20 protein-coding genes are annotated in these 26,859 nt (G+C 73.8%); 9 read left to right on the top strand and 11 right to left on the bottom strand.

Annotation, left to right across the window (positions count from 1 at the left end):
- Nucleotides 1–20 precede the first annotated feature (20 nt).
- The 6 genes from J5Y05_RS04365 to J5Y05_RS04340 all read right to left on the bottom strand — a co-directional run bounded on the left by J5Y05_RS04365 (nucleotide 21) and on the right by J5Y05_RS04340 (nucleotide 6,989).
- The gene (locus tag J5Y05_RS04365; protein WP_210868391.1) at nucleotides 21–1,601 is read right to left on the bottom strand and encodes a glycoside hydrolase family 13 protein; all 1,581 of its coding nucleotides are present in this window, start codon (nucleotides 1,599–1,601) and stop codon (nucleotides 21–23) included.
- A 31-nt stretch (nucleotides 1,602–1,632) separates the two neighbouring features.
- Entirely contained in the window at nucleotides 1,633–2,514 is an 882-nt protein-coding gene (locus tag J5Y05_RS04360) for a carbohydrate ABC transporter permease (protein WP_210868390.1), read from the bottom strand.
- Nucleotides 2,511–3,464, bottom strand: coding sequence for a carbohydrate ABC transporter permease (locus J5Y05_RS04355; protein ID WP_210868389.1), 954 nt, complete (start codon nucleotides 3,462–3,464; stop codon nucleotides 2,511–2,513). The genes J5Y05_RS04360 and J5Y05_RS04355 overlap by 4 nt, the downstream gene beginning before the upstream one ends.
- 6 nt (nucleotides 3,465–3,470) lie before the next feature.
- Nucleotides 3,471–4,817, bottom strand: coding sequence for an ABC transporter substrate-binding protein (locus J5Y05_RS04350; protein WP_210868388.1), 1,347 nt, complete (start codon nucleotides 4,815–4,817; stop codon nucleotides 3,471–3,473).
- A 110-nt stretch (nucleotides 4,818–4,927) separates the two neighbouring features.
- Nucleotides 4,928–5,923, bottom strand: a complete 996-nt coding sequence (locus J5Y05_RS04345) for a LacI family DNA-binding transcriptional regulator (protein WP_210868387.1) — start codon at nucleotides 5,921–5,923, stop codon at nucleotides 4,928–4,930.
- Nucleotides 5,924–6,329: 406 nt separating this feature from the next.
- Complete coding sequence (locus J5Y05_RS04340) at nucleotides 6,330–6,989, bottom strand: MmyB family transcriptional regulator (protein ID WP_210868386.1); 660 nt, start codon at nucleotides 6,987–6,989, stop codon at nucleotides 6,330–6,332.
- A 233-nt stretch (nucleotides 6,990–7,222) separates the two neighbouring features.
- Here J5Y05_RS04340 and J5Y05_RS04335 point away from each other — a divergent pair, with 233 nt between their 5' ends.
- Nucleotides 7,223–7,879 (top strand): helix-turn-helix domain-containing protein, encoded by a 657-nt coding sequence (locus J5Y05_RS04335; RefSeq protein ID WP_210868385.1) that lies wholly within the window; start codon nucleotides 7,223–7,225, stop codon nucleotides 7,877–7,879.
- Between the two features lie 32 nt (nucleotides 7,880–7,911).
- Nucleotides 7,912–8,451 carry a toxin-antitoxin system, toxin component gene (locus J5Y05_RS04330; protein ID WP_210869697.1) on the top strand — a complete coding sequence of 180 codons (540 nt, stop codon included), beginning with the start codon at nucleotides 7,912–7,914 and terminating at the stop codon, nucleotides 8,449–8,451.
- Nucleotides 8,452–8,510: 59 nt separating this feature from the next.
- On the opposite strand, the gene J5Y05_RS04325 is transcribed toward J5Y05_RS04330, so the two are convergent.
- Entirely contained in the window at nucleotides 8,511–9,197 is a 687-nt protein-coding gene (locus J5Y05_RS04325) for a 4'-phosphopantetheinyl transferase family protein (protein ID WP_210868384.1), read from the bottom strand.
- Nucleotides 9,194–10,054: a metallophosphoesterase family protein gene (locus J5Y05_RS04320; protein ID WP_210868383.1), complete on the bottom strand. Its 861-nt coding sequence runs from the start codon at nucleotides 10,052–10,054 to the stop codon at nucleotides 9,194–9,196. The genes J5Y05_RS04325 and J5Y05_RS04320 overlap by 4 nt, the downstream gene beginning before the upstream one ends.
- A 285-nt stretch (nucleotides 10,055–10,339) precedes the next feature.
- Here J5Y05_RS04320 and J5Y05_RS04315 point away from each other — a divergent pair, with 285 nt between their 5' ends.
- The gene (locus J5Y05_RS04315) at nucleotides 10,340–11,461 is read left to right on the top strand and encodes an ATP-grasp domain-containing protein (protein ID WP_210868382.1); all 1,122 of its coding nucleotides are present in this window, start codon (nucleotides 10,340–10,342) and stop codon (nucleotides 11,459–11,461) included.
- A gap of 21 nt (nucleotides 11,462–11,482) precedes the next feature.
- Here the strand turns inward: J5Y05_RS04315 and J5Y05_RS04310 are convergent, their stop codons facing one another.
- Nucleotides 11,483–12,820 carry a 6-phospho-beta-glucosidase gene (locus J5Y05_RS04310; protein WP_210868381.1) on the bottom strand — a complete coding sequence of 446 codons (1,338 nt, stop codon included), beginning with the start codon at nucleotides 12,818–12,820 and terminating at the stop codon, nucleotides 11,483–11,485.
- Between the two features lie 283 nt (nucleotides 12,821–13,103).
- On the opposite strand from J5Y05_RS04310, the gene J5Y05_RS04305 reads away from it, so the two are divergent.
- Both J5Y05_RS04305 and J5Y05_RS04300 read left to right on the top strand, forming a co-directional pair.
- Nucleotides 13,104–13,889: an IclR family transcriptional regulator gene (locus J5Y05_RS04305; protein ID WP_210868380.1), complete on the top strand. Its 786-nt coding sequence runs from the start codon at nucleotides 13,104–13,106 to the stop codon at nucleotides 13,887–13,889.
- A gap of 463 nt (nucleotides 13,890–14,352) precedes the next feature.
- Nucleotides 14,353–15,750 (top strand): glycoside hydrolase family 16 protein, encoded by a 1,398-nt coding sequence (locus J5Y05_RS04300; RefSeq protein WP_210868379.1) that lies wholly within the window; start codon nucleotides 14,353–14,355, stop codon nucleotides 15,748–15,750.
- A gap of 70 nt (nucleotides 15,751–15,820) precedes the next feature.
- On the opposite strand, the gene J5Y05_RS04295 is transcribed toward J5Y05_RS04300, so the two are convergent.
- Complete coding sequence (locus J5Y05_RS04295) at nucleotides 15,821–19,015, bottom strand: alpha-L-rhamnosidase (protein WP_210868378.1); 3,195 nt, start codon at nucleotides 19,013–19,015, stop codon at nucleotides 15,821–15,823.
- 628 nt (nucleotides 19,016–19,643) lie between these two features.
- Here J5Y05_RS04295 and zwf point away from each other — a divergent pair.
- Genes zwf through gnd form a run of 4 tightly spaced genes read left to right on the top strand, consistent with a single transcriptional unit; the run spans nucleotide 19,644 to nucleotide 25,034 of the window.
- Entirely contained in the window at nucleotides 19,644–21,578 is a 1,935-nt protein-coding gene (gene zwf, locus J5Y05_RS04290) for a glucose-6-phosphate dehydrogenase (protein WP_247614026.1), read from the top strand.
- The gene (gene opcA, locus J5Y05_RS04285) at nucleotides 21,575–22,510 is read left to right on the top strand and encodes a glucose-6-phosphate dehydrogenase assembly protein OpcA (RefSeq protein ID WP_210868377.1); all 936 of its coding nucleotides are present in this window, start codon (nucleotides 21,575–21,577) and stop codon (nucleotides 22,508–22,510) included. Before zwf ends, opcA begins: the two co-directional genes overlap by 4 nt.
- Nucleotides 22,503–24,155, top strand: coding sequence for a glucose-6-phosphate isomerase (gene pgi / locus J5Y05_RS04280; RefSeq protein WP_210868376.1), 1,653 nt, complete (start codon nucleotides 22,503–22,505; stop codon nucleotides 24,153–24,155). Before opcA ends, pgi begins: the two co-directional genes overlap by 8 nt.
- Nucleotides 24,156–24,161: 6 nt before the next feature.
- Nucleotides 24,162–25,034 (top strand): phosphogluconate dehydrogenase (NAD(+)-dependent, decarboxylating), encoded by an 873-nt coding sequence (gene gnd, locus J5Y05_RS04275; protein ID WP_210868375.1) that lies wholly within the window; start codon nucleotides 24,162–24,164, stop codon nucleotides 25,032–25,034.
- A gap of 13 nt (nucleotides 25,035–25,047) precedes the next feature.
- Here gnd and J5Y05_RS04270 read toward each other — a convergent pair whose 3' ends face one another.
- Nucleotides 25,048–26,844, bottom strand: coding sequence for a bifunctional sugar phosphate isomerase/epimerase/4-hydroxyphenylpyruvate dioxygenase family protein (locus tag J5Y05_RS04270; protein ID WP_210868374.1), 1,797 nt, complete (start codon nucleotides 26,842–26,844; stop codon nucleotides 25,048–25,050).
- Nucleotides 26,845–26,859 lie beyond the last annotated feature (15 nt).

Below are 26,859 nucleotides of genomic sequence, written 5' to 3'. Positions count from 1 at the left end.
CGGGGCGCGGTCGGGACGGGTCAGGTGCCGAGCCAGACCGCGGTGTCCTTCGGCAGCTTCCCGTCGGGGGTGAGCGGGCCGCTGGCGAGGAGGAGTTCGGTGTGTGCGGGGAGGTCCACGGGCCCGTCCGCGAGGTTGACGACGCAGACGGCGGCGGTGTCCGCGCGGCCGAGGGCGAGGACGCCGTCGGGGGCGGGGAGCCAGGTCAGGGGTCCGGTGCCGAAGACCGGACGGCGCCGGATCGCCTCGCGGTAGAGGCTGAGGAGGGAGCCGGGGTCGGCCGCCTGCCGGTCGGCCGCGTACGCCGCCCAGCCCGGGGGCTGGGGCAGCCAGGGTGCGCCGCCGAAGCCGGCGTGGGGGGCGTCGGCGGTCCACGGCAGCGGCACCCGGCAGCCGTCGCGGCCGGGGTCGGTGCCGCCGGAGCGGGCGTGCATGGGGTCCTCGATGCGGTCGAGGGGGATGTCGGCCTCGGGCAGGCCCAGTTCCTCGCCCTGGTAGAGGTAGACGGAGCCGGGCAGGGCGAGGGAGAGCAGGGCGGCGGCGCGGGCGCGGCGGGTGCCGAGGGCGAGGTCGGTGGGGGTGCCGAACCGCTTGGCGGCGAAGTCGAAGCCGGTCTCGGCGCGGCCGTAGCGGGTGACGGTGCGGGTGACGTCGTGGTTGCAGAGCACCCAGGTGGCGGGGGCGCCGACGGGGGCGTGTTCGGCGAGGGTGGCGTCGATGGCGGCGCGCAGCCGGGCGGGGTCCCAGGGGCAGGTCATGAAGGCGAAGTTGAAGGCGGTGTGGAGTTCGTCGGGGCGCAGGTAGCGGGCGAAGCGTTCGGCGTCGGGGAGCCAGACCTCGCCGACGAAGACGGCTCCGTACTCGTCGGCGACGGCACGCCAGGAGCGGTAGATCTCGTGGAGTTCGTCGCGGTCGACGTAGGGGTGGGGGCCGGTGCCGTCGGCGAGGTCGGGGAGCCGGGGGTCCTTGGCGGGCAGGGCGGCGGAGTCGATGCGGACGCCGGCGACGCCCCGTTCGAACCAGAAGCGGAGGATGTCCTCGTGTTCCCGCCGGACGGCGGGGTGGGCCCAGTTGAGGTCGGGCTGCTCGGGGGCGAAGAGGTGGAGGTACCAGTCGCCGTCGGGCAGCCGGGTCCAGGCGGGTCCGCCGAACTCCGACCGCCAGTCGTTGGGCGGGAGTTCGCCGTCGGCACCGCGGCCCGCGCGGAAGTGGAACAGGTCGCGCCCGGGTCCGCCGGCGAGCGCGGCGCGGAACCAGGGGTGCTGGTCGGATACGTGGTTGGGGACGATGTCGACGAGGGTGCGGATGCCGAGTTCGCGGGCCTCGCCGATGAGCTTCTCGGCCTCGGCGAGGGTGCCGAAGGCCGGGTCGACGGCGCGGTAGTCGGCGACGTCGTAGCCGCCGTCCTTCATCGGGGAGAGGTACCAGGGGTTGAACCACAGGGCGTCGACGCCGAGTTCGGCGAGGTACGGGAGGCGGGCGCGGACGCCGGCGAGGTCGCCGGTGCCGTCGCCGTCGGCGTCGGCGAAGCTGCGGACGTAGACCTGGTAGATGACGGCGGAGCGCCACCAGTCGCAGGTGTGGGGGGTGGGCTGTCCCACGGTCGGGTGCCTTTCTGTCGGGGGGAGGGCGTCAGCCCTTGGTGCTGCCCGCGCTGATCCCGGCGATGATGTGCCGCTGGAAGACGAGGAACATCACGACCATGGGGATGCTGGCGATGACCATGGCGGCGATGAGCACGGTCAGCGGGATGTTCTGCGAGAGCTGTACCAGTGCCACGCTGATCGGCTGCTTGTCGGTGTCGGAGAAGACCATGAGCGGCCAGAGGAAGTCCTGCCAGACGGCGACCAGGGCGAAGATCGACACCACGCCGAGGACCGGCCGGGACATGGGCAGGACGACCGACCACAGGATGCGCAGGGGGCCTGCGCCGTCGATCTCGGCGGCCTCCAGCACATCGCGCGGGACGCGGTCGAAGAACCGCTTGAGCAGGTAGAGGTTGAAGGCGTTGGCGACGGCCGGGAGCCAGATGCCGAGGGGGTCGTTGAGCAGGCTGGTGTGGATCAGGGGCAGGTCGGCGACGGTGAGGTACTTCGGGACGACGAGGGCCTGGGCGGGCACCATGAGGGTGGCGAGGATGCCGCCGAGGATCACCTTGCCGAAGGCCGGCCGGAGCCGGGACAGGGCGTAGGCGGCGGCCGTGCACAGGACCAGTTGGAGCAGCCAGGCGCCGGCCGCCTGGATCACGGTGTTGCCCAGGTGGACCGGGAGGTCCATCAGCTCCCAGGCGTCGGTGTAGCCGTCGAGCCGCCAGGAGTCGGGGACGAGGGTGGGCGGGGTGCGGGCCACCTCGTCGGGCGACTTCATGGCGCCGGTCGCCATCCAGTAGACGGGGAAGAGGAAGGCGAGCGTGAAGAGCAGGAGGGTGCCGGTGAAGACGGTCCAGTACACGGCCTTGCCGCGGGGCCGGGCGAGGGCGGCGGGGGAGACGAGGGTGCGGGGGGCGGTGCTCACGCGTCCTCCCCGTCGGTGCGGGTGAGCCGGAGGTAGACGGCGGAGAAGAGGCCGAGCAGCAGCAGGAGCAGGACGCTCAGCGCGCAGGCGCCGCCGAAGTCGTTGTAGAGGAAGGCGTACTTGTAGATGAGGTAGAGGACGGTGACGGTGGCGTTCTCGGGGCCGCCGCCGGTGATGACGAAGGGTTCCGTGAACACCTGCATGGTGGCGATGATCTGAAGGAGCATCAGCATGAGGATGACGAACCGGGTCTGCGGGATCGTCACGTGCCGGATGCGCTGGAACAGCCCGGCGCCGTCCAGTTCGGCGGCCTCGTACAGCTCGCCGGGGATGGACTGGAGGGCGGCGAGGTAGATGAGGACGGTGCCGCCCATCGTGGCCCAGGTGGCGACGACGACCAGGGAGAGCAGGGCGGTGTCGGCGCCGTTGGACCAGTTCGAGGTGGGCAGGTGGAGCAGGCGCAGCGCCTGGTTGGCGAGGCCGGTGCCGGGGTCGTAGAACCACTTCCACAGCAGGGCGCTGACCACCGGCGGGATCATCACCGGCAGGTAGACGACGACGCGGAAGAAGGCTCTGGCGTGGCGCAGTTCGTTGAGGACGAGGGCGAGGACGAACGGGACGGCGAAGCCGATCAGCAGGGCGAGGCCGGTGAAGGTGAAGGTGTTGCGCCAGGCGGCGGCGAACTCGGGGTCGTGCAGGACGCGGGTGAAGTTGGCGGTGCCGGCCCACTCGGGCGGTGAGCCCGGCGTGTAGGTCTGGAAGGCGATGACGACGGCGCGGATCGCCGGGTACCAGGAGAAGAGGGCGAAGCAGAGCAGGCCGCCGGCGAGGAAGGCGTAGGCACGGGTCTGTTCGGCGAGGCGGCGCCGGCGGCGGTCCCGGGCCGGGCCGGGTGCGGTGACGGGGGGCGGCGGGAGCGGTGGGGCCGGCCGGTGTTCGGCGGTCCTCATCGTCGGTCAGCCCCGGGCCAGGATGCCGTCGATCTTGCCGGAGGCGTCCTTGAGGAGGGTGTCGATGTCGGCGTCCTCCTTGGTGAGGACGGCGGAGACGACCCCGTCGAGGACGGAGTAGATCTGCTGGGCGTGCGGCGGTTCGATCCGCATGTCGAGCTTGTGGTTGCCCTCCAGGAAGGGCTGGTAGTTCTCCACCGGGACGTTGGCGTGGGCCTGCTTGACCCGCTGGTCCTCGGCGTCGGCGGCGCCGGTGAAGAGGCGGGGTTCGGGCAGGCCGACGGGGGCGTCGCCCTTCTCGGCGCGGGCGTAGTCGCCGAGGAAGCCGGAGCCGGGGGTGAGGAACATGTGGTCGAGCCACTTCAGGGCGGCCCGGATCTGCTCGGGGCTCGCCTTCTTGTTGATCATGTAGCCGTCGCCGCCGATGAGGGTGGCCCGGCCGCCGGGCATGGGGGCGAGGGCGAGGTCCTGGTAGTCGCCGCCCTTCTCCTTGACGAGGATCGGGATGTTGTCGGGGGCGGCGAGGTACATGCCGAGCTTGCCCGAGCCCATCATCTGCTGGGCGTCGTTGATGACGAGGAGCTGCTTGCTGCCCATGGAGCGGTCGGTCCAGCGCATGTCGTGCAGGGTGCGCAGGACGGCGCGGCCCTCGGCGGTGTCGACGGTGGCCTTCTTGCCGTCGTCGCCGACGACGCTCCCGCCGCGCGAGTACAGCTCGGCGGTGAAGTGCCAGCCGCCCTGGTTCTGGGCGCTGTAGTCGGCGTATCCGACGGTGCCGCCGCCGAGGCCGGCGATGCGCTTCGCGGCGGTGCGGACCTCGTCCCAGGTGGCGGGGGGCCGGTCGGGGTCGAGTCCGGCCTTGCGGAAGAGGGCCTTGTTGTAGATCAGGCCCATCGAGTAGCCGGTGCGGGGGATGCCGTAGACCTTGCCGTCGACGGTGTAGATGTCCCGCAGTTGCGGCTGGAGCGTGTCGTAGCTCTCCAGCTCGGCGACGTACTCGGTGAGGTCGGCGGCCTGGCCGATGTCGACGACGTGCCGGGCGTCGGTGAAGTACGTGTAGAAGACGTCCTCCATCTGGCCGCCGGCCAGTTTGGCGTCGAAGGTCTTGGGGTCCTGGCAGGGGAACGCGTCGTGCGGGACGACGTCGATGTCCGGGTGGGCCTTCTCGAACGCGGCGATGTCCTCCTGGAAGAACCGCCGGTCGACCTTGGCGCTCTTGGGCGGCATGCAGTTGACCGTGATGCGGGTCTTGCCGCTCGCGGTGTCGTCGTCCGACCCGCACGCGGCGGCGGTGAAGGCGAGCGAGCACACGCTCAGCACGGCGAAGGTACGGCGGAACCCGGTGCGTGACATCGGTGACCCCTTAGGGACAGGAGCGGTGGGCGTCGCACACTCAAGCACCGGTGACGGGACCGCGCAAGATATCGCGCAGGATGAGAAATTTCTCGACAGGTGAAGGGATCTCAGGGACGGGGCGCTTGCGCGGTCGACCCCCGCACCACCAGCTCGGGTTCGAAGAGCAGTTCCCGGGGGGCCACGGCGCTGCCGTCGATCTGGGCGCTCAGCAGGTCGACGACGGCCCGGCCCATGGCCTCGATGGGCTGGCGGACGGTGGTCAGGGGCGGCTCGGTGCAGTTCATCAGCGCGGAGTCGTCGTAGCCGACGACGGAGATCCGGCCCGGCACGTCGAGGCCCTTGCGGCGGGCGGCGCGAACGACGCCGAGGGCGAGCGGGTCGCTGGCGCAGACGAAGCCGGTGACGCCCGCCTCGATGAGGCCGGTGGCGGCGGCGTGGCCGCCCTCGATGGAGAACATCGTGCGCGCGACGTAGGCGTCCGGCACGTCGCCGACGGCGCGGGCGGCGGCCAGCTTGCGCGCGGAGGGCTGGTGGTCGCCGGGGCCGAGGACGAGGCCGATGCGCTCGTGGCCGAGGGAGGACAGGTGCCGCCACGCCTGTTCCACGGCGACGGCGTCGTCGCAGGAGACGCCGGGGAAGCCGAGGTGCTCGATGGCCGCGTTGACCAGCACGACCGGGATGTTGCGGTCGGCCAGGCGCTCGTAGTGGCCGTGGGGCGCGTCGGCCTGCGCGTACAGCCCGCCGGCGAAGACCACGCCGGAGACCTGCTGTTGCAGGAGCAGGTCGACGTAGTCGGCCTCGGAGACGCCGCCCTTGGTCTGGGTGCACAGCACCGGGGTCAGGCCCAGTTGGGCGAGGGCGCCGCCGATGACCTCGGCGAAGGCCGGGAAGATCGGGTTCTGCAGTTCGGGCAGGACCAGTCCGACCAGCCGGGCGCGTTCGCCGCGCAGCAGGGTGGGCCGTTCGTAGCCGAGGACGTCGAGGGCGGAGAGGACCGACTGCCGGGTGGCCTGGGAGACCCCGGGCTTGTTGTTCAGCACCCGGCTGACCGTGGCCTCGCTGACCCCGACCTTCTTCGCCACCTCAGCAAGTCGTCGCGTCATGAGCGCAAGAATAGCGCAAGGAATGCAAACGGCTTGCGTCAGGGGCGGGGCGGGTTGCGCCGGGGGTGCGTGGGCGGGCGGGGTACGGGTCGGATGCCGGGTTCCTCGAAGGGGAGCGGCATCGGGGAGGTCACCTCCCGGGCGCCGAGCAGCGGCAGGGCGTCGGCGAGCGGGAGGCTTCCACCGTGAGGCGGGCGGCGTCCGGCGGCGGGCCCGACGGCTCGGGCTCGGTGGCTCGGGTTCGGCGGCTCGGGGCCCGTCGGGCTCGGGGCCCGTCGGGCTCGCCGTGGCGGACGGGGACCTCCCGGAAGGCCGGCGTACGGAACACCGGGGCCTCCGGGTCGCTCCGGGTCGGCTGCGGGCGGCCCGGCTCGGGCACCTCGCCCCGCGCGGGGTGCCCGCCGGGTCAGTCGGACGCGGCGACCACGCGCAGGTGGGAGCCGGTGCGCCGGGGCCGTCCGCGCCGGTGCGGGGCGCGGCGCGTCTCGCGCAGCACCAAGGTCAGCCGCGTGTAGCCGAGTTCGGCGAGCGAGCTGGGGGTCTCGACGACGATGCGGCATTCGGTGGCGCCCCACCGCGGGTCGGGGTGGCGCAGCGGCCGTACCGCCCCGTCGTGCTCGACGGCCTTGCGGCCGACGGCGCGGACCCAGTGCGGCAGGCCCTGCCGGTAGGCGGCCTCCATGATCGGGTCCTCGGCGATGTCGCGGCGGATGGCCTGGAGTCCGTGGTCGTGGCCGTGGCGCTCCACGGCGGCGGCGAAGTGCGCCAGCATCGGCAGGCACCAGCTCGACTCGTGTTCGCCGAGGACGGCGGAGGCGTCGGGGTGGAAGAGGACGAAGCGGAGGAAGTTGTCGGCGGGCATGGCCGTCGGGTGCGGCCCGGCGCCCCCGAAGAGCGACCGGAAGGCCCCGTTGACGAGGACCACGTCCCAGCGGTGGTCGACGACGAGGGACGGATGGGGGACGGCGTCCAGGAGGGCGGCGTAGTCCTGGAGATACGCCTGGGCTTCGGGATTCGCGGGTGCGGGCCGCGGTGCCGGCCGCTGCCCTCCTGCCTGAAATGCCATCGGGAGGTCACCCCTCTTGCCTATGCGGCCTTCTCGCGGCGTCCCGATCCTGATGCCCCGACGCGAGGCGTGTCAACTATCGTGGCATTTCATGCCGGTTGACGGCTGAAATTGGCCACAGTTGTGGCGAGACCTGGAGGTGGGTTCGAGCGGCAGGCTACTCTCCGGGAAGTTCACGGCTTCGCGTATGTGAGAATCCTGTGTGGCCTGGGAGAGACGTAGGAGATCTGTCGGTGACGGGTGGCTTCGAGGGTCCGGACGCCAAGCCGACGGCGGCACTGCCGGCCGTCCTCGCCCGGGTCACCGCACTCGCGGACCGGCTCGGCGTGGCACACGCGCAGGTCGTCGACCCCGGCCGGCTCTCCGTCGCCTCCGGTGTCCCCGAACCGGTGGTCAAGGCCCTGCTGGGAGGGTGTGCGGCGGGTGAACCCGACGTCCAGGCCCGCTTCGTGCAGCGGCTGGACCTGCTGCGGCGCACCCGGCTCAAGCCCAACGGCCGCAAATACACCCAGCAGGAGATAGCCGACGGCGCCGGGATGTCCCGGCAGCAGGCCGGCGCCCTCATCAACGGCGACCGGCGGCCCACCATGGAGCACTGCGACGCCATCCAGCGCTTCTTCCGCGTGCACGCGGGCTTCCTGACCGCCGAGGACCCCGAGGCCCTGGTGCACGCCCTGCACCACACCGAGCAGGAACTCCTCCAGCAGCTCGCCGACCGGGAGCGGGCGGCCGACGCGGTCGCCGAGGACCCGCTGGAGCGGCTGCTCCAGGACCACGGAGTGCGCGGCATCGCCTGGCGGGCCGCCCAACTCCCCACCGACCAGCACCGCGACAAGGTCGCCGAGTGGCTGGACATGCTCCTGGAGAGCGTCAAGCGGCCCGAGTCGTGATCCGGGGGAGAAGCGTGGGCATCGGCAGGCAGATGCGCCGCCTCTGCGGCGAGCTGGTCGGCGAGCTGACGCTGCCGGCCCCCGCGCGGCCGTTGGACCTGTGCACCCAGTTGTGCGAGGCGATGAGCCGGCGCCGGGGCCGTCCGGTCCGCTTCTGCCTCTCCGCGTTCCCGCCGGGCACGGCGAGCGGTCTGTGGCTCGACATGGCCGACCAGGACCTCGTGGTGGTCGAGGAACACACCGCTCCCGACCACCAGTTGGTGATCCTGGGTCACGAACTGTGGCATATGCGGGCCGGGCACCGAGGCCACCGGGTGGAGGGCGTCCCGGTCGCCGCCCGGCTGCTGGACGGGGGCCTGGGCGAGATCGACGGGGAGGCGCTGCGGGCCACGGTACGCGCGGTCGCCGCCCGCTCCCGCTTCGACCTCGCCGACGAACGCGAGGCCGAGGGCTTCGGCCTGCTCCTCGCCAGCAAGTGCCGCACATGGCTGGCCGGTTCGTCCCTGCGGGGACCGGTCCAGCGGGACCACCTGGCGGGCCGCATCGAGACGTCCCTCGGCTACCTGGGCTGACGGGCGATCGCCCCGGCCCGCGCTCGCCGAGGGGCGTCGGCGGACGCGGCCCCCGGTGGTCAGGTGTGGGGTGGGTGGGGGATCGTGATCGCGGTGGCGAGGAGGCCGCGGGCGGTTGTCCAGCGGCCCTCGAAGTGGGTCACGGGGCGGCCGGCCACCGAGGGGCCCGGGACGAGGAGGGTGGCGCGCAGGCCGCCTCGGTGTCCGCCGGGGTCCACGGAGATCTCGATGTCGGCCTCCATGAAGTCCAGCCACGCCCCGGTGAGCGGGAACCACGCCTTGTAGACCGACTCCTTGGCGCTGAACAGCAGCCGCTCCCAGTGGACGCCCGGCGCCTCGGCGGCCAGCGTCCGCAGCCGCCGCGCCTCGTCGGGCAGGGCCACGGCGGACAGCACCCCGTCGGGCAGCGGGCCGTCGGGCTCTGCGTCGATGCCGAGGGAGACCAGCTCCGTGGCGCGGACCAGCGCGGCGGCGCAGTAGCCGTCGCAGTGGGTCATGCTGCCGATCAGCCCGGCGGGCCAGCGCGGCGCCCCCCGCTCGCCGCTGAGCACGGCCTGCGGGGCCACGCCCAGCTTCTCCATCGCGCGCCGGGCGCAGGAGCGCACCGCGGTGAACTCGCGGCGCCGTTTGGCGACGGCCCGCGCCACGAGGGCCTCCTCCTCGGGGTAGAGCGGGGTGTGGGCGGCGTCGTCGAGGCCGTGGGCCTCCACCGCGACGACCGGCTCCGGCAGCAGCTCCTCGATCAACGCGCCGTGTCCTTCCTCGGCAGGATGTGCCGCAGCCGGCCGGGCGGCCGGTTCCGCTCGCGCCACTCCCGGGGGTAGCCCACCGACACCTCCTCGAAGCGGACGCCCTCGTGCCAGGTGGTCCGGGGGATGTGGAGGTGTCCGTAGACCATCGTGTCGACCCGGAAGCGGCGGTGCCAGTCGGCGGTCAGGGTGGTGCCGCACCACATGGCGAACTCCGGGTACCGCAGCACCTCGGTGGGGTGGCGGTCCAGCGGGTAGTGGCCGACCAGGACCGTCGGCAGGTCGATCGGCAGCTCGGCGAGCCGGCGCTCGGTCTCGGCGACCCGGGCCCGGCACCACGCGTCGCGGCTGGGGTACGGGTCGGGGTGGAGCAGGTACTCGTCGGTGCAGATCACGCCGGTGCCCTGGGCGTAGGCCAGTCCCTCGTCCTTGGTCGAGGTGCCCTCGGGCAGGAACGAGTAGTCGTAGAGCAGGAAGAGCGGGGCGACGACCGCGGGGCCGCCCTCGCCCTCCCACACCGGATAGGGGTCCTCGGGCGTCGTCACGCCGAGGGAGCGGCACACCTCGACGAGGTGCCGGTAACGGGCCTCGCCGCGCAGCCCGGTGGTGTCCCGGGGGTGGGTCCACAGCTCGTGGTTGCCGGGGGTCCAGACGACCCGGCGGAAACGGCCGGCCAGGGTGGCGAGGGCCCAGCGGATGTCGGGGACGGTCTCGGCCACATCGCCGGCGACCAGCAGCCAGTCCTCGTCGGAGGAGGGCCGCATCCCCTCGACCAGGGCGCGGTTCTCCTCGTGGCCGACGTGCAGGTCGCTGATGGCCCACAGCCGCCCCGGACCACCGGGCCTCCCCGTCATCCCCACTCCTTCGCGCACCCCTGCGACGGTAGGGGATCACATCCGCCCTCGGCGCCACAAGACCGCCCCGACGCGGCCGGACGGCGCAATCCCGCCACCCCCGCACCGGCGTGGCGAGGCCCCCTCGGCACGCGTTGCGCCGGGCGGCCCGCGAAGCCCTATGATCGCCCCGACGCCACCGTTGCGACCTCCCCTCAGCGCAGGGCGGCCCGGCGTCCCTCCATCTCCCCCGGCCGGGCACGGCCTCCTCGGGCCTGCCCGCGTCCTGTGAAAGGCGGCGCCGCCATGAACTCTCGGGTACGCGTCTGGCTCAACCGCACGTACGCGGAGAACGTGTTCTTCATGGACCAGCTCCGGCGCAACCCGGACGGCCGGCCCGTGGAGATCCACGCGACGCACGGCGACCCGGACTCCCCCGTGCTGGCGGCGGCGGACACCGCCGAGCCGGAGCCGGAGGGGCTCTCCCCGGCGGGGTACGTGGAGTACGCGCTCGACCAGTGCGCGCGGCGCGGCATCGACGTCTTCGTACCGCGGCTGCATCAGGAGGTGCTCGCCGCGCACCGCGCCGAGTTCGCGGAGATCGGCACGGCGCTGCTCGCCCCGCCGCCGGAGTCGGTGGCGGTCTTCCGGGACAAGGTCGTCGCCTACGAGGCGGTGCGGTCCATCGGGGTGCCGGTGCCGCCGTGGTGGCGGGTCCGTACCGCCGACGAACTCGTGGCGGCCGTCGAGGAGTTGGAGGCGGGTGGCGACCGGGCCTGTTTCAAACCGGCGGCGGGCGCGGGCGGGGTGGGCTTCCGTACGGTCACCCGCTCCCCCTTCTCCCTCGGTCACCTCAGCGGCTTCCCGAGCTCCCACGTGCCGCTGCATCTGGTCGTGGCGGCGCTGCGGGCGGCCGAGGAGCCGGTCGACTGGCTGGTGATGCCGCGGCTGGAGGAGCCGGAGGTCTCGGTGGACTGCCTCACCGGTCCGGACGACCGGGCACGGATGGCGGTGGGCCGCACCAAGCGCGGCCGGCGCCGGGGCTTCACCCTGCACGAGCGGTGGCTCGGCCCGGCCCGGCACATCGCCGAGGCGTTCCGGCTGCACCACCTCTCCAACCTCCAGTTCCGGATGTACGGCGACCGGCCGGTGCTGATGGACGTCAACACCCGCCCGGCGGGCGGGCTGCACCAGTTGTCGCTGTGCGGGCTCAACGCGCCGTGGGCGGCTCTGCGGCTGGCGCTCGGGGACGATCCCGGCGAGCTGGTGCCGCCGTACCTGGGGCAGGACTACGCGGTGGTGTCGGGGCCGCGCGCGCTGCGGCCGGTGTCCCTGCCCCAGCAGCGCACGGAGGGGTCCGGGGCGACGGGTCCGGCCGCTCCCCCGGCCGCGCAGGCCCCGGGCCCGGCCGCCGGGGCGCCTGCCTAGGGCGTGCCCGGGGGGGGCCGGTCAGCGCAGGTAGGCGAGGCCCGGGTGGACGGCGGTGTAGCCGTCGACGAGGCGGCGGGCGACGTCCACCGAGTCGATGAGCGGGTGCAGGGCGAACGCCTTGACGGCCGTGGCGCGCGAGCCGGTCTCCGCCGCCGCCAGCACCTCCCGCTCGACGGCCTTGACCGCACAGACCAGGGCGGTGGCGTGCGCGGGCAGCGGATCGGCGGCCATCGGCCGGGCGCCGTTCGCGCCGACCAGGCAGGGCACCTCGACGACGGCCTCGGCGTCGAGCGCGGCCAGGGTGCCGCGGTTGCGGACGTTGAGGATCAGGGTGGCGCGCTCGTCGCGGGCGATGGCCCGCATCAGGGCGAGGGCGACCTTCTCGTAGCCGCCGGAGAGGTCCTCGGGCTCGCGGTCGCCCGCGCCCGCGCTCTCCCGGTTCTCCGCCATGTAGGTGGCCTCGCGTTCGGCGCGGGTGCGCTCCCAGGCGGCGAGGGCACCGGTGCCGGGGCGGCGTGCCTCCTCGTAGAAGCGGCCCTGCTGCCGGTGGAGGAAGGCGCCGCGGGTCGGGCCGGGTCCCGCGCCGGCGCGGACGGCCTCGCGGTGGAAGTAGTAGTAGTGCAGGTACTCGTTGGGGACGGCGCCGAGTTCGCGCAGCCAGTCGGCGCCGAAGAGCCGGCCCTCCTCGACGGTGCCGAGCAGCTCGGGGTCGGCGAGCAGGCGCGGCAGTTGGTCGCGGCCGTCGATCCGGACCGCGCGGACCCAGCCGAGGTGGTTGAGGCCCGCGTAGTCGATCGCCGCCCGGCCGGGGTCGGCGCCGAGCGCGCGGGCGACGCGGCGGCCGAGGCCGACCGGTGAATCGCAGATGCCGATGACGCGGTCGCCGAGGTGACGGGACATGGCCTCGGTGACCAGTCCGGCCGGGTTGGTGAAGTTGATGACCCAGGCGTCCGGGGCGAGCCGGGCCACCCGGCGGGCGAGGTCGACGGCGACCGGCACGGTGCGCAGCCCGTAGGCGATGCCGCCCGCGCCGACCGTCTCCTGGCCGAGGACGCCCTCGGCGAAGGCGACCCGCTCGTCCCGCGCCCTGCCCTCCAGGCCCCCGACGCGGATCGCGGAGAACACGAACCGGGCGCCGCGCAGCGCCGTGTCCAGGTCGGTCGTGGCGGTCACCGCGGGCGCGTCGGGCACGTCGGCGGCCTGTTCGGCCAGGACCCGGGTGACCGCCGACAGCCGGTCCGGGTCGGGGTCGTACAGCACCACCTCGCTCACCCGGCCCTCGGCGCGGTCCCCGAGGAGCGCCCCGTACACCAGCGGCACCCGGAATCCGCCGCCCCCCACGATCGTCAGCCTCATGCCCGCGTCCCCTCTCCCGCTCTCCCGCTCGCCCCGGGGGCCTCCGCTTCCGGCCCGGCGCCGATCATGGCATGGCCGGCGGCCGGTCCGGACGGCCGCGCGGGGCCGCGGCGCGTCCGGAATGAGTGCGTCCACCCCCTGTGCCGGAAGGCTGCGGAGACGTACCCTCTGCGCGACACCCGCATCCGGCGGCCGGCCCGGCCGCCGTACCGCCCCCGACCTGCCCCGACCTTCCCGTTCCGCCTCCTCCTCCACTCCACCGACCCCCGAAGGGACGCCCGGCATGACCGCCCGTTCCGCGCCCGAGCGGCTGCTGGCCGTGCTCGCCGCGTTCGACCTCGCGCACCCGGCCCTGAGCCTCACGGACATCAGCCGGCGGGCCGGACTGAGCCTGACCACCGCGCACCGCCTGGTGGGCGCGCTCACCGAGTGGGGCGCGCTGGAGCGGGACGGGGAGGGGCTCTACCACGTGGGGCTGCGGCTGTGGGAGATCGCCGTGCTCGCCCCGCGCGGACTGGCGCTGCGGCAGGCCGCGCTGCCGTACCTGGAGGACCTGTACGAGGCGACGCACGAGAACGTGCAGTTGGCGGTGCGCGACGGGGACGACGTGGTCTACGTGGAGTGGCTCTCGGGCCGCTCGGCGGTGGACGTGCACATCCGGGTCGGCGGGCGCTGGCCGCTGCACGCGACCGGGGTCGGCCTGGCGCTGCTGGCGCACGGCACGCCGGAGTACCAGGGCGCCTACTGTTCGGGGCCGCTGGCCGCGTTCACCCCGTTCACGATCACCGATCCGGTGCGGCTGCGCCGGGTGCTGGCGGAGGTGCGGCGCACCGGGGCGGCGGTGAGCGACCGGCAGGTGACCGGCGACGCGCTGTCGGTGGCGGCGCCGGTGCGCGGCGGGGACGGCGCGGTGGCCGCCGCCGTGTCGGTGGTGGTGCCGCGCGAGGGGGCGGCCGTGCCCACGCTGGTCCCGGCGGTGCGGCTGGCGGCGCGGGGGATCTCGCGGGCGCTCGGCTGGCGGCCCGCGCCCTCGGTACGGCCGGGGGTGCGGTACCCGGTCGGCGGGTGACGGACGGGGGGCCGCGAGGCAGTGGTGACGGACGGGGGGGGCCGCGAGGCACTGGTGACGGACGGCGCACCGCATGGCAGTGGTGACGGACGGGGGACCGCAAGGCAGTGGTGACGGACGGGGGACCGCAAGGCAGTGGTGACGGACGGGGGACCGCAAGGCAGTGGTGACGTACGGGGGACCGCGACGCAGTGGTGACGGCCGGGGGACGACGGCGGCGGGCCGCGCCGGTCGTGCCGCCGGCCCGGTGACCCCGGCCCTCCCGCTTGGGCGCATTGGCCTGATTCACGGAGTGAACTCCCTTACTCCGTAAGGACTTTCTCGGCTTCACCTCTTGACGGCGGATACGTCTCAGAGCACATTGACCACATCCTGAGAGCGCTCTCAAACGCGGTCCGCGACCGCCCGCGCGCTCCGGGGCGATCCACCCCTCACACTCCCGCACCCGAGAGGCGACCCCCACATGAGTGAGACCTCCGGCAACCCGCCCAGACGGCGCCCCTGGCACCGGGCGCTGGTGGCCGTCGTCGGCACGCTCGGCCTCGCCGCCGGCGCGACCGCCGTCACCGGCCCGTCCGCGAGCGCCGCCGCCCCGCCGCCCCCGTCCGGCTGGACGCAGGTCTTCGTCGACGACTTCGACGGCCCGGCCGGCTCCGGCGTGAACACGAGCAACTGGCAGTACACGACCGGGACGTCGTACCCGGGCGGCCCCGCCAACTTCGGCACCGGCGAGATCGAGACGATGACGTCCAGCACGGACAACGTCTCCCTCGACGGCAACGGCAACCTCCGCATCACCCCGCGCCGCGACGCCGCCGGCAACTGGACGTCCGGCCGGATCGAGACCAAGCGCACCGACTTCCAGCCCCCGGCCGGCGGCACCCTGCGCGTCGAGGCCCGCATCCAGGTCCCGAACGTCACCGGGGCAGCCGCGAAGGGCTACTGGCCCGCGTTCTGGATGCTCGGCAGCCCCTACCGGGGCAACTACTGGAACTGGCCCGGTGTCGGCGAGATCGACATCATGGAGAACACCCAGGGCATCAACACGGTGTGGGCCACGATGCACTGCGGCACCTCGCCGGGCGGCCCGTGCAACGAGACCACCGGCATCGGCGGCAGCACCACCTGCCCCGGCGCCACCTGCCAGGCCGCCTTCCACACCTACGGCGTGGAGTGGGACCGCTCCAAGAGCGTCGAGGAGATCCGCTTCCTCGTCGACGGGAACAACTACCACACGGTGCGCGCCAACCAGGTCGACGCGGCGACCTGGGCCAACGCCACGAACCACGGCTACTTCCTCATCCTCAACGTGGCCATGGGCGGCGGCTTCCCGGACGCCTTCGGCGGCGGCCCGGACGGCGGCACCCAGCCCGGCCACTCGATGGTCGTGGACTACGTGCAGGTGCTGTCGAGCGGCGGGGGCGGCACCACTCCCCCGCCCACCGGCAGCCGTGACGCCTACGGCACCATCCAGGCCGAGTCGTACGACGCCCAGTCCGGCGTGCTGACCGAGGCCACTACGGACTCCGGCGGCGGCCAGAACCTGGCCGCCCTCGCCAACGGCGACTGGGCGCAGTACAAGGGCGTGCAGTTCGGCTCGACGCCGGCCCGGCAGTTCACGGCGCGGGTGGCGAGCGGAGCCGCGACCGGGGTCAGCGGACTGGTGGAGGTGCGCCTCGACAGCCGCGCCAACGCCCCCATCGGCAGCTTCTCGGTGGGCAACACGGGCGGCTGGCAGTCGTGGCGGTCCGTCCCGGCCAACATCAGCTCGGTGACGGGCACCCACGACGTGTTCCTGACGTTCACCAGCGGCCAGCCCGCGGACTTCGTGAACGTGAACTGGTTCACCTTCGGGCACTGACCCGGCGGCAACACCACACACCGAGGGGGCTCCACACCGTGGGGCCCCCTCGGCCGTGCGCCCGCGCCGCTCAGGCGGTGAAGTCGTGCCGTCCGGGCGGCGCGGCGTAGACGGCGCAGCCGTCCTCGGTGCGTACGAACGCGGCCGTGCCGCGCGCCGCGTGGTGGGCGCGTCCGGCGGTGACGGGCAGCCAGACCTCGGCGGTGGTGTTGGCCGGGACGGTCAGCGCCAGGCGGAAGCCGTCCCGGCCGGTGCTCCAGCGCGTCTCGATGGGGCCGTACACCGAAGTGAACCGGCCGCGGGCCCGGGTGACCCCGCCGCCGGGGCGCGGCCGGACCAGGATCTCGCGGAAGCCCGGCGCGGCCGGGGCGATCCCGGCGACGGTGGCGTACATCCAGGCGCCGACGGAGCCGTACGCGTAGTGGTTGAAGGAGTTCATGCCGGCGTCCTGGAAGGTGCCGTCGGGCCGGATGGAGTCCCAGCGTTCCCACATGGTGGTCGCGCCCCGGTCGATCTGGTAGCCCCAACTGGGGAAGGAGCGCTGGGTGAGCAGCCGCCAGGCGACGTCCGTGTGGCCGGTGTCGGTGAGCACGGGCAGGAGCCGGGGGGTGCCGAGGAAGCCGGTGGACAGGTGCCAGTCCCGGGCCCGGATCAGCTCGACCAGGCGTTCGGCGGCGGGCCGCCGGTCGGCGTCGGCCAGCAGGTCCATGGAGAGCGCCAGGACGTAGGCGGTCTGGGTGTCGCCCTTCACGCGCCCGCCGTCGCCGACGTAGGCGGCGCGGAAGGCGTCCCGTACGGCGCGGAACAGGGCGGTGTACGGTCCGGGGTCCTTCCCCAGCGCCTCGGCGGTGCGCGCGACCAGGTCGGCCGAGTGCGCGAACCAGGCGGTGCCGAGGACGTCCTTGGGCGTCTCGTCCTGCACGTTCAGCCAGTCGCCGTACCCCTCGGCGGGCCGCAGGTAGCCCTTGCTGTGCGCCTCCAGGTAGTCGAGCCACCGCACCATCGAGGTCCAGGACTCCTCCAGCACCCGGCGGTCTCCGTACGCCTCGTACAGCGCCCAGGGGACGGTGACCCCGGCGTCGCCCCAGCCGGCGGTGCCGTGCCCGAGGTCGCCGACGTGCGGGGCGACGTCGGTGAAGGCACCGTCGGCCGTCTGCGCGTCGCGCAGGTCGGTCAGCCACTTGGTCAGGAACCGGGCGGACTCCATGGTGTAGGCGGCGGTCGGCGCGAAGACGTTGATGTCGCCGGTCCAGCCGAGCCGTTCGTCGCGGGCGGGGGTGTCGGTGGGTACGGAGAGGAAGTTGCCGCGCTGGCCCCAGGTGATGTTGGTGTGCAGCCGGTCCAGCATCGGCTGGTCGGTCTCGAACTCCATGGTGAAGGGGGCATCGGTGTGCAGTACGCGGCCGGCGACGGCGTCGAGCGGGGGCCGGCCGGGGAATCCGGTGACCTCGACGTAGCGGAACCCGTGGAAGGTGAAGGCGGGTTCGTGGGTCTCCCGGCCCCCGCCCTTGCAGACGTAGGTGTCGGTGGCGCCGGCGGTGCGCAGGTTCGCCGTGTAGAGGGTGCCGTCCTCGTTCAGCACCTCGGCGTGGCGCAGCCGCAGGGTGGTGCCGGCCTTCGCGGTGACGGTGAGGCGGACGGTGCCGACCATGTTCTGGCCCAGGTCGTAGACGAAGACGCCGGGCCGCGGCTCGGTCATCGCCCGTGCGGGCAGGGTGCGTTGGAGGCGGGTCGGGGCGTCGGTCTGGGCGACGAGGGCGGCGTCGACGGGCCCGGTGGCCTCGGCGCGCGCCCAGGCTCCGTCGCGGAACCCGGGGGCGGTCCAGCCGGGCGTCTCCAGGCGGGCGTCGTACTCCTCGCCCGCCAGCAGGTCGGCGTGGGTGACGGGGCCGGTGGCGGCCCGCCAGTCGGGTCCTGAACCGACCGTCTGCGTCGACCCGTCGGCGTAGGTGACCTCCAACTGACCGAGGAACGCCGGGTGTTCGCCGTACTGGTGGGGGCCGAGCCAGGCGATGCGGCCCGCGTACCAGCCGGCCGCGAGGGTCACGCCGATGGCGTTGTCGCCGGGTGAGACCAGCCCGGTCACGTCGTACGTCCGGTACTGGACGCGCCGGCGGTAGTCCGTCCAGCCGGGCGCGAGGCGGTCGTCGCCGACCCGGCGTCCGCCGAGCCACGCCTCGTACAGGCCGAGGGCGGTGGCGTAGAGGCGGGCCCGCGTGATCGTGCCGCGCCGGAGCCGGAACTCGTGGCGCAACTGGACGGCGGGGGCCAGGGCGGGGGTCACCTTGCCCCAGGGTCCGGCGCCCCACGCGGCGAGCACCTTCGCGGCGGGCCAGGCCGCGTCGTCGAACCCGGGCGCGGTCCACCCCTGGGCCGGTTCACGGTCGGTGGCCTTCCAGCCGGCGAGGGACAGGGCGCGTACGGTGCCGTCCGCGAGGGTGACCTCCAGGGCGGCGAGGAGTCCGGCGGGGCTCTCGGAGGCGTTGGTGGCCTCGACCGCGAGGACGGCGGTGCCGGTGCCGAGCCGGGCGGTGACGTCGGTGAGGGCGGGGCGGCTCCAGTTCTGCGCGGGGCCGTCGGCCTCGGCGTGGGCCACCGGTACGCCGTTCAGGTGGGCCGTGTAGCCGTCGTCGGCGGTCGTGACGAGGCGGGCGCGGGTCACGCCGGAGGGGATCTCGACGCGGGTCCGGAACCACCGGGTGCCGGCCGGCGCACCGCTGACGGGGTCGCCCTCGGGGTACCAGACCCAGGTGGCGTCGGTGAGGTCGGGCGCGGCGACCAGGGCCGCGGGGGCGGAGATCCACCGTGCCGACCAGTCGCCGATGCCCGTCTCCCACCAGGACGGGGCGCTCCAGGGGCCGGCTTTCCCGGAGGCGCCCCAGACGCGGACCTGCCAGTGGTAGCGGGTACGCGGGCCGAGGGCGGGGCCGGCGTACGGCACGAGGACGGAGTGGCGCGAGACGACCTTGCCGCTGTCCCAGACGTCGGGCCGGGCGAGCCGGGCGGGCGAGGTGGCGACCCGGACCTGATAGGCGCTCTGGGCGCCGTCGCCGCTCAGGGGCCAGCTCAGCCGGGGGCGGGCGACGTCGGTGCCGAGCGGCTTCTCGGCGTACTCCACGGTGAGCGCGTCGACGCGCGGGGGCGCTCCCGGGGCGGCGGCGGGCCCGGGGGCGGCGGCCCCGGCAGCGCGGGCCCCGGGAGCGGCGAGGGCGGTGGCGAGGGCGGCCGTGCTGGTCGTGCTGAGCAGTCGTCTTCTACTGATCACGATCGGCTCCGTTTACGACTCGGCGATGAATCGATTCAGGCGGAAGCTAGGGATGGGCCACCGCGCTGTCAAGGGGTGCGGGTGCCGTGGGCCACGAACGGGGGTGGTCCTGCGAGGCCGGGATGTCGGGGCGGGAACGTCTCCTGGCCTGGTCTGTTGAATCCATTCACATGGCGCCTACGGGTGACCCCCGGGGGTGATCGGCAGATGCGGGCGCTGCCCGGCGGGGGTCCGGAGTCGGGTCCCGACGCGGGCCCGGAGCAGGCCCGGCACGCAGCCCGGCACGGGCCCCGCCCGCGGCCCGAAACCGGACGGCATGCTCGACGCCGTTCCGCGGTACCCGCACCACGGTGAGCGGCGCCGCACCGTCCCTCGCGCCCCGCGCCGGGGCACCCGGGCCGGCCCGCCCGTCGCCGCGGGGGAGGCAGGTCGCGGCGTATCGGGACACCCTGTATGGAGGGAGCCGGTCACACCCGGCTCGTGGACCCGGCGCCGACCGCGGCCGGCGGCCGTCCTCCCGGTGGCGAGGCGGCGGAAAAGTACGCCGCCGGGCGGGCCCCGGCGGGTGCGGTGGGTACGGATGCGGTGCGACGACGGAGTCCCTCGACGGCAAGGGAGTTGACGGGGAATGAGCGAGGAGCCTCCCGCGACGACGGTCCACGGGGCCGGGACGGCGGAGGAAGCGGAGGGCCACCGGGGTGCCCGGACGGCCCGGGAGCCCCAGGGCACCCCACCGGACTCCGAGGACCGGCGGACCGGCGAAGGCCGGGGCGGCGAGGCCCCCGGCCCGGCCGGGGACGCCCGGGACCCCGGGGACCCCCGGGACGCTGGGGACCCCCGGGACGCTGGGGACCCCCGGGACGCTAGGGACCCCCGGGACGCCCAGGACGCCCAAGGCGCCCACGGCACCCACGGCACCCAGGACACCGGAAACGGCACCGGCACCGCCCCCCGCACCGGCCCCGGAAAGGGCCCCGGCCGCGCGGCGAGGAAGGGCGGCCGGCGGCGGCCCGCCGAGGCCGTCACGCCCGTACCGCCACTCGACTGGAGCAACCCCCTGCGCGATGCGCGCGACCGTCGCCTGCCCCGGATCGCCGGCCCCTCCGGGCTGGTCATCTTCGGCGTCACCGGCGACCTGTCCCGCAAGAAGCTCATGCCCGCCGTCTACGACCTCGCCAACCGCGGCCTGCTGCCGCCGGGGTTCTCCCTGGTCGGCTTCGCCCGCCGGGACTGGGCGGACCAGGACTTCGCGCAGGTCGTGCACGACGCCGTCAAGGAACACGCGCGGACCACCTTCCGCGAGGAGGTCTGGCAGCAGCTCGCCGCCGGCATGCGCTTCGTGCCCGGTGACTTCGACGACGACGCCGCCTTCGAACGGCTGCGCGAGGCCGTGGAGGAGCTGGACGCCTCCCAGGGCACCAGCGGCAACCACGCCTTCTACCTCTCCGTGCCGCCCCGCTTCTTCCCGAAGGTCGTCCAGCAGCTCAAGAACCACGGGCTGGCCGACGCCCCGCACGGCTCCTGGCGGCGCGCGGTGATCGAGAAGCCCTTCGGCCACGACCTCGCCAGCGCCCGCGAACTCAACGCGCTCGTGCACGAGGTGTTCGAACCCGACCAGGTCTTCCGCATCGACCACTACCTGGGCAAGGAGACCGTCCAGAACATCCTGGCGCTGCGCTTCGCCAACACCATGTTCGAACCGATCTGGAACCGGTCCTTCGTCGACCACGTGCAGATCACCATGGCCGAGGACATCGGCATCGGCGGCCGGGCCGGCTACTACGACGGCATCGGCGCCGCCCGCGACGTCATCCAGAACCACCTGCTGCAACTCCTCGCGCTCACCGCGATGGAGGAACCGGCCGCCTTCGACGCCCCCTCCCTGCTCACCGAGAAGCTGAAGGTGCTGCGCGCCGTCCGGCTGCCCGAGGACCTCGGCGCGCACACGGTGCGCGGCCAGTACGCGGGCGGCTGGCAGGGCGGCGCCCAGGTCCCCGGCTACCTGGAGGAAGAGGGCATCGACCCGCAGTCCACCACCGACACCTACGCCGCCGTCGGCCTGGCCATCGACAACCGCCGCTGGGCGGGCGTCCCCTTCTACCTGCGCACCGGCAAACACCTCGGCCGCCGGGTCACGGAGATCGCCGTGATCTTCCAGCGGGCCCCGCACTCCCCCTTCGACACCAGCGCCACCGAGGAACTCGGCGAGAACGCGATCGTCATCCGCGTCCAGCCCGACGAGGGCATGACCGTCCGCTTCGGCTCCAAGGTGCCCGGCACCTCCATGGAGATCCGGGACGTCTCCATGGACTTCGCCTACGGCGAGTCCTTCACCGAGTCCAGCCCCGAGGCGTACGAACGGCTCATCCTCGACGTCCTTCTGGGCGACGCCAACCTGTTCCCCCGGCACCAGGAGGTGGAAGAGTCCTGGCGGATCCTCGATCCCGTCGAGGAGTACTGGGCCGCGCACGGCAGGCCCGCCCGGTACCCCTCGGGGAGCTGGGGGCCCCGGGAAGCCGACGAGATGCTCGCACGAGACGGACGGAGCTGGCGCAGGCCATGAGGATCGATCTGACCGACACCACGGCAAGCGAGGTCAACAAGGCGCTGAGGCGTGGCCGCCGTGCCATCGGCACCCCCGCCGTCGGCATGGTGCTCACCCTGGTCGTCGTCACCGACGAGGAGAACGCCTACGACTCGATCAAGGCGGCCGAGGAAGCCTCCCACGAGCACCCGGCCCGCACCCTGGTCGTCATCCGGCGCCACCCGCGCAACCTGCGCGAGCGCACCCTCTCCCATCTCGACGCCGAGGTCCGGGTGGGCTCCGAGTCGGGCGCCGGCGAGACGGTGGTGCTGCGCACCTACGGCGAGGTCTCCGACCACGCCGACTCCGTCGTACTGCCGCTGCTGCTGCCGGACGCGCCGGTCGTCGTCTGGTGGCCCGTCGACGCGCCCGAGCATCCGGCGCAGGACCCGCTCGGCGCCCTCGCCCAGCGCCGGATCACCGACCTGTACGCGGTGGAGCGGCCGATGGAGGCGCTGGAGAGCCGCATCCGCTCCTACACGCCGGGCGACACCGACCTCGCCTGGACCCGGCTGACGCTGTGGCGTTCGATGCTGGCGGCGGCGCTGGACCAGGCCCGGACCGAGGTGACCTCGGCGGCCGTGGAGGCGGAGGCGGAGAACCCGGCCGCCGAACTGCTCGCCCGCTGGCTGGAGGCGCGGCTGAAGGTGCGGGTGGAGCGGGTGATCACCGACGGTCCGGTCGTCACCGCCGTCCGGCTCGGCACCGCGGGCGGCGAGATCGTCGTGGACCGGCCCGAGGGCCCGCTCGCCACGATGACCCTGCCCGGCCAGCCCCCGCGCTCCCTCGCGCTGAAGGTCCGCCCCACCTCCGAACTCCTCGCCGAGGAACTGCGGCGGCTGGACGCGGACGAGATGTACGCCATCGCCCTGCGCGGCGAGTCCCCCGAGGGGGAGCGCGCCCATGTCTGAGAGCCCCGCCCCCGCCGTGCTCACCCTGCGGCCGGAGTGGACCGCGCTGGAGGACCACCGCGCGGACGCCCTGCCCCGCCCGAGCCTGCGCCGGCTCTTCGCCGAGGACCCCGGCCGCGCCGAGCGGTACACGGCCCGCGTCGGCGACCTGTACGTCGACTACTCCAAGCACCTGGTGACCGACGAGACACTGGCGCTGCTGCGCGAACTGGCGGTGGCCACCGGCGTGTTCGAGCTGCGGGACGCGATGTTCCGCGGGGAGCGGATCAACACGACCGAGGACCGCGCCGTCCTGCACACCGCGCTGCGCGCCCCACGGGGCGCGGTGGTCGAGGTGGACGGGGAGAACGTGGTCCCCGGGGTGCACGCCGTGCTGGACCGGATGGCGGCCTTCGCGCAGCGGGTGCGCTCCGGGGAGTGGACGGGCCACACCGGGCGGCGCGTCCGGAACGTGGTGAACATCGGCATCGGCGGCTCCGACCTCGGCCCGGCCATGGCGTACGAGGCGCTGCGGGCGTACGGCGACCGCTCCCTGGTGTTCCGCTTCGTGTCGAACGTGGACGGGGCGGACCTGTACGAGGCGACCCGCGACCTGGACCCGGCGGAGACGCTGTTCATCGTCGCCTCCAAGACGTTCACGACGGTCGAGACCCTCACCAACGCCGCCTCCGCGCGGGACTGGCTGGTGGACGCGCTCGGCGACGAGGCCGCCGTCGCCCGGCACTTCGTCGCCGTGTCGACCAACGCGGAGAAAGTCGCCGCGTTCGGCATCGACACGGCGAACATGTTCGAGTTCTGGGACTGGGTCGGCGGCCGGTACTCCTTCGATTCGGCGATCGGCCTGTCGTTGATGGCCGCGATCGGCCCGGACCGGTTCCGCGAGATGCTGGACGGCTTCCACCTGGTCGACGAGCACTTCCGCACCGCGCCCGCCGAGTCCAACGTACCGCTGCTGATGGGGCTGCTGGGCGTCTGGTACGGCGACTTCCTGGGCGCGCAGTCGCACGCGGTGCTGCCGTACTCGCACTACCTCTCCCGCTTCCCGGCCTACCTCCAGCAGCTCGACATGGAGTCCAACGGGAAGTCGGTGGACCGCGACGGGCAGGAGGTGGGCTGGCAGACCGGGCCGGTGGTGTGGGGGACGCCGGGCACCAACGGGCAGCACGCCTACTACCAGTTGATCCACCAGGGCACCAAGCTGATCCCGGCCGACTTCATCGGCTTCGCCCGGCCCGTACGGGGGCTCGGGGGCCGGCTGGGGGCGCAGCACGACCTGCTGATGGCCAACTTCTTCGCGCAGACCCAGGCCCTCGCCTTCGGCAAGACGCCGGACGAGGTGCGGGAGGAGGGTGTGCCGGAGGAGCTGGTGCCGCACAAGTCGTTCCGGGGCGACCACCCGACCACCACCATCCTCGCCCCCGAGCTGACGCCCTCCGTCCTCGGCCAGCTCGTCGCCCTCTACGAGCACAAGGTCTTCGTCCAGGGCGCCGTCTGGAACATCGACTCCTTCGACCAGTGGGGCGTCGAACTCGGCAAGATCCTCGCCCGCCGTGTCGAACCCGCCCTCTCAAAGGGCGCCCACGTCCCCGGCCTCGACCCCTCCACGGCCGCGCTGGTGGCCGCCTACCGCGACATCGGGAAGTGAACTGACATGCAGATCGGCCTCGTTGGACTCGGCAAGATGGGCGGCAGCATGCGCGAGCGGCTGCGCGGCGCCGGCCACACCGTCATCGGCTACGACACCAACCCCGCGCTGTCCGACGTGCCCGGCCTGGTCGACCTCGTCCAGGGGCTGGACCGGCCGCGCGCGGTCTGGGTGATGGTCCCGGCGGGCGGCGCCACCCAGCACGTCATCGACCAGCTCTCGACCCTGCTCAAACCGGGCGACATCGTGGTCGACGGCGGCAACTCCCGCTGGACCGACGACGAGAAGCACGCCAAGGAACTGCACGCCCGCGGCATCGGCTTCGTCGACGCCGGCGTCTCCGGCGGCGTGTGGGGGCTCCAGAACGGCTACGCGCTCATGGTCGGCGGCGACGACGAGCACATCGACGCGCTCAAGCCCGTCTTCGAGGCGCTCAAGCCGGACGGCCCCTACGGGTACGTCCACGCCGGCAAGGTCGGCGCCGGGCACTTCGCCAAGATGGTCCACAACGGCATCGAGTACGCCATCATGCAGGCGTACGCCGAGGGCTGGGAGCTGCTGGAGAAGGCCGACTCCGTGGACAACGTCCGCGAGGTCTTCCGCTCCTGGCAGCAGGGCACCGTCATCCGGTCCTGGCTCCTCGACCTCGCCGTCAACGCCCTCGACGACGACCACCACCTGGAGAAGCTGCGCGGCTGGGCCGACGACTCGGGCGAGGGCCGCTGGACCGTGGAGGCGGCCGTGGACAACGCGGTGCCGCTGCCCGCGATCACCGCCTCGCTCTACGCCCGGTTCGCCTCCCGCCAGGAGAACTCGCCGCAGATGCGGATGGTCGCCGCGCTGCGCAACCAGTTCGGCGGCCACGCCGTGAAGAAGTAGCCGCCGGACCGGGTCAGGCGACGGCGTTCTTCCGTACCGCGTGCTGCGCCGCGAGGCGGACGGGCGCGTTCACCGCGCCGTAGCCCCGGTAGCCGCCGTCGCGCTGGAGGAGTTCGAAGAAGACGCGGCCCACGGTGTGCGTGTAGCAGTGCCGGAAGGTGCCGTACTCGTCGCGGTCGTAGAGGATGCCCAGTTCCCGGTAGGTCTCCAGTTCCCCGTCGGCGAAGGTGTGGCGGGCGGCGAGGTCGTCGTGGTAGTTGGCGGGGATCGGCAGCAGCCGGCCGCCGGCCTCGCGGTAGCGGCGGGCGGCGGCGACCACGTCGTCGGTGCCGAGGGCGATGTGCTGGGCGTGCGCGGTGGCGTCGCCCGGGGCCGGGCCGACCGTCAGGACGATGCGGACGGCGCCGTCCTCGCCGGTGACGGCGCGGCTGCGCAGCAGGCCGTACGGGTCGGCGACGTCCACGCTCTCCTGCGGGCGCAGTCCGAGGACGCCGCGGTGGAAGAGGACGGCCTCGTCGAACTGGTGCCAGGGCTGGGTGAGCGACAGGTGGTCGACGCGCCAGTGGCCGCCGGTGCCGGGGGCGTGCCCGGTGCCCTCGAAGTCGGCCCGCCAGTCGGGGAGTCCGGGGCGCCGGGTGGCGCAGAAGAACAGCTCGGTGCCGTCGGGCGCGGCGACCGCCTCCAGCGGGGCGTCCCCGGGGGCGCGGCGGCGCGGCAGCACCGGGGCGAGCAGGGCCTCGGCCCGGCGGGCGGCGCCGTGCGGGTCGGGCGACTCCAGTCCGACGGCGGCGAGGTGGGTGCCGTCGCGGCGTTCGCCGGGGCCGGTGTTGACCAGGACGCGGGCCTCGCCCCGCTGCCACAGGTCCACGGGTTTGCCCCGGTGGCGGGCGGCGCGGGTGAAGCCGAGCGCGTCCAGGACGGCGGTGACGGGCGCGGCGTCGGGCGTGACGAGTTCGGCGAAGGCGACCGCGGTGGGCACGACGGGGGCGGGCGGCGTGTCGAGGCCGGCCGCCTCCTTCAGCAGCCGCAGCGAGCGCTGGGCGTCCACGGCCGTCGGCCCGGCCTCGGACTGGCGGAAGACGTCGTTGAAGACCTCCAGGGAGAGGGGTCCGGCGTATCCGGTGCGCAGCACGTGCCGCAGGAGGCCGGCGACGTCGAAGCCGCCCTGGCCGGGGAAGCAGCGGTGGTGGCGGCTCCACTGGAGGACGTCCATGGCGAGCAGCGGGGCGTCCGCGAGCTGGAGGAAGAAGATCTTGTCGCCGGGGATGTCCTCGATGCCCCGGGGGTCGCTGCCGCGCGAGAGGATGTGGAAGCTGTCCAGGCAGGTGCCGAGGGCGGGGTGCCCGGCGGCCTCGACGATGCGCCAGGCGTGGTCGTAGGTGCTGACGTGCCGGCCCCAGGCGAGGGCCTCGTAGGCGACGCGGACGCCGTGCTCGCGGGCCGCGTCGGCGATCCGGCTCAGTTGCCCGGCGGCGAGCGCGTCGTCGTCCACCGCGTGCGGGGAGACGCTGGAGCAGACCAGGACGGTGTCGGTGCCGAGCCTGCGGGCCAGCTCGAACTTGTGCCGGGCGCGGCGCAGCGCGCGGGCGAACTCGTCCGGCGGCAGGGCCTCCAGGTCGCGCAGGGGCTGGTAGAGGTCGACGGTGAGGCCGAGGTCGGCGCAGCGGGCGCGGACCTCCTCCGGGGTCAGGGGGGCGGCCAGCAGGTCGGTCTCGAAGATCTCCACGCCGTCGAAGCCGGCCCGGGAGGCGGCCGTGAGCTTCTCAGTGAGCGATCCGCTCAGGGAGACGGTGGCGATGGACGTCCGCACGAGGGGCACCTCTCT

The organism is Streptomyces tagetis (genome assembly GCF_018069565.1).
Taxonomy (GTDB): Bacteria; Actinomycetota; Actinomycetes; order Streptomycetales; family Streptomycetaceae; genus Streptomyces; species Streptomyces tagetis.
This window is presented reverse-complemented; position numbering and strand designations above follow the sequence as displayed.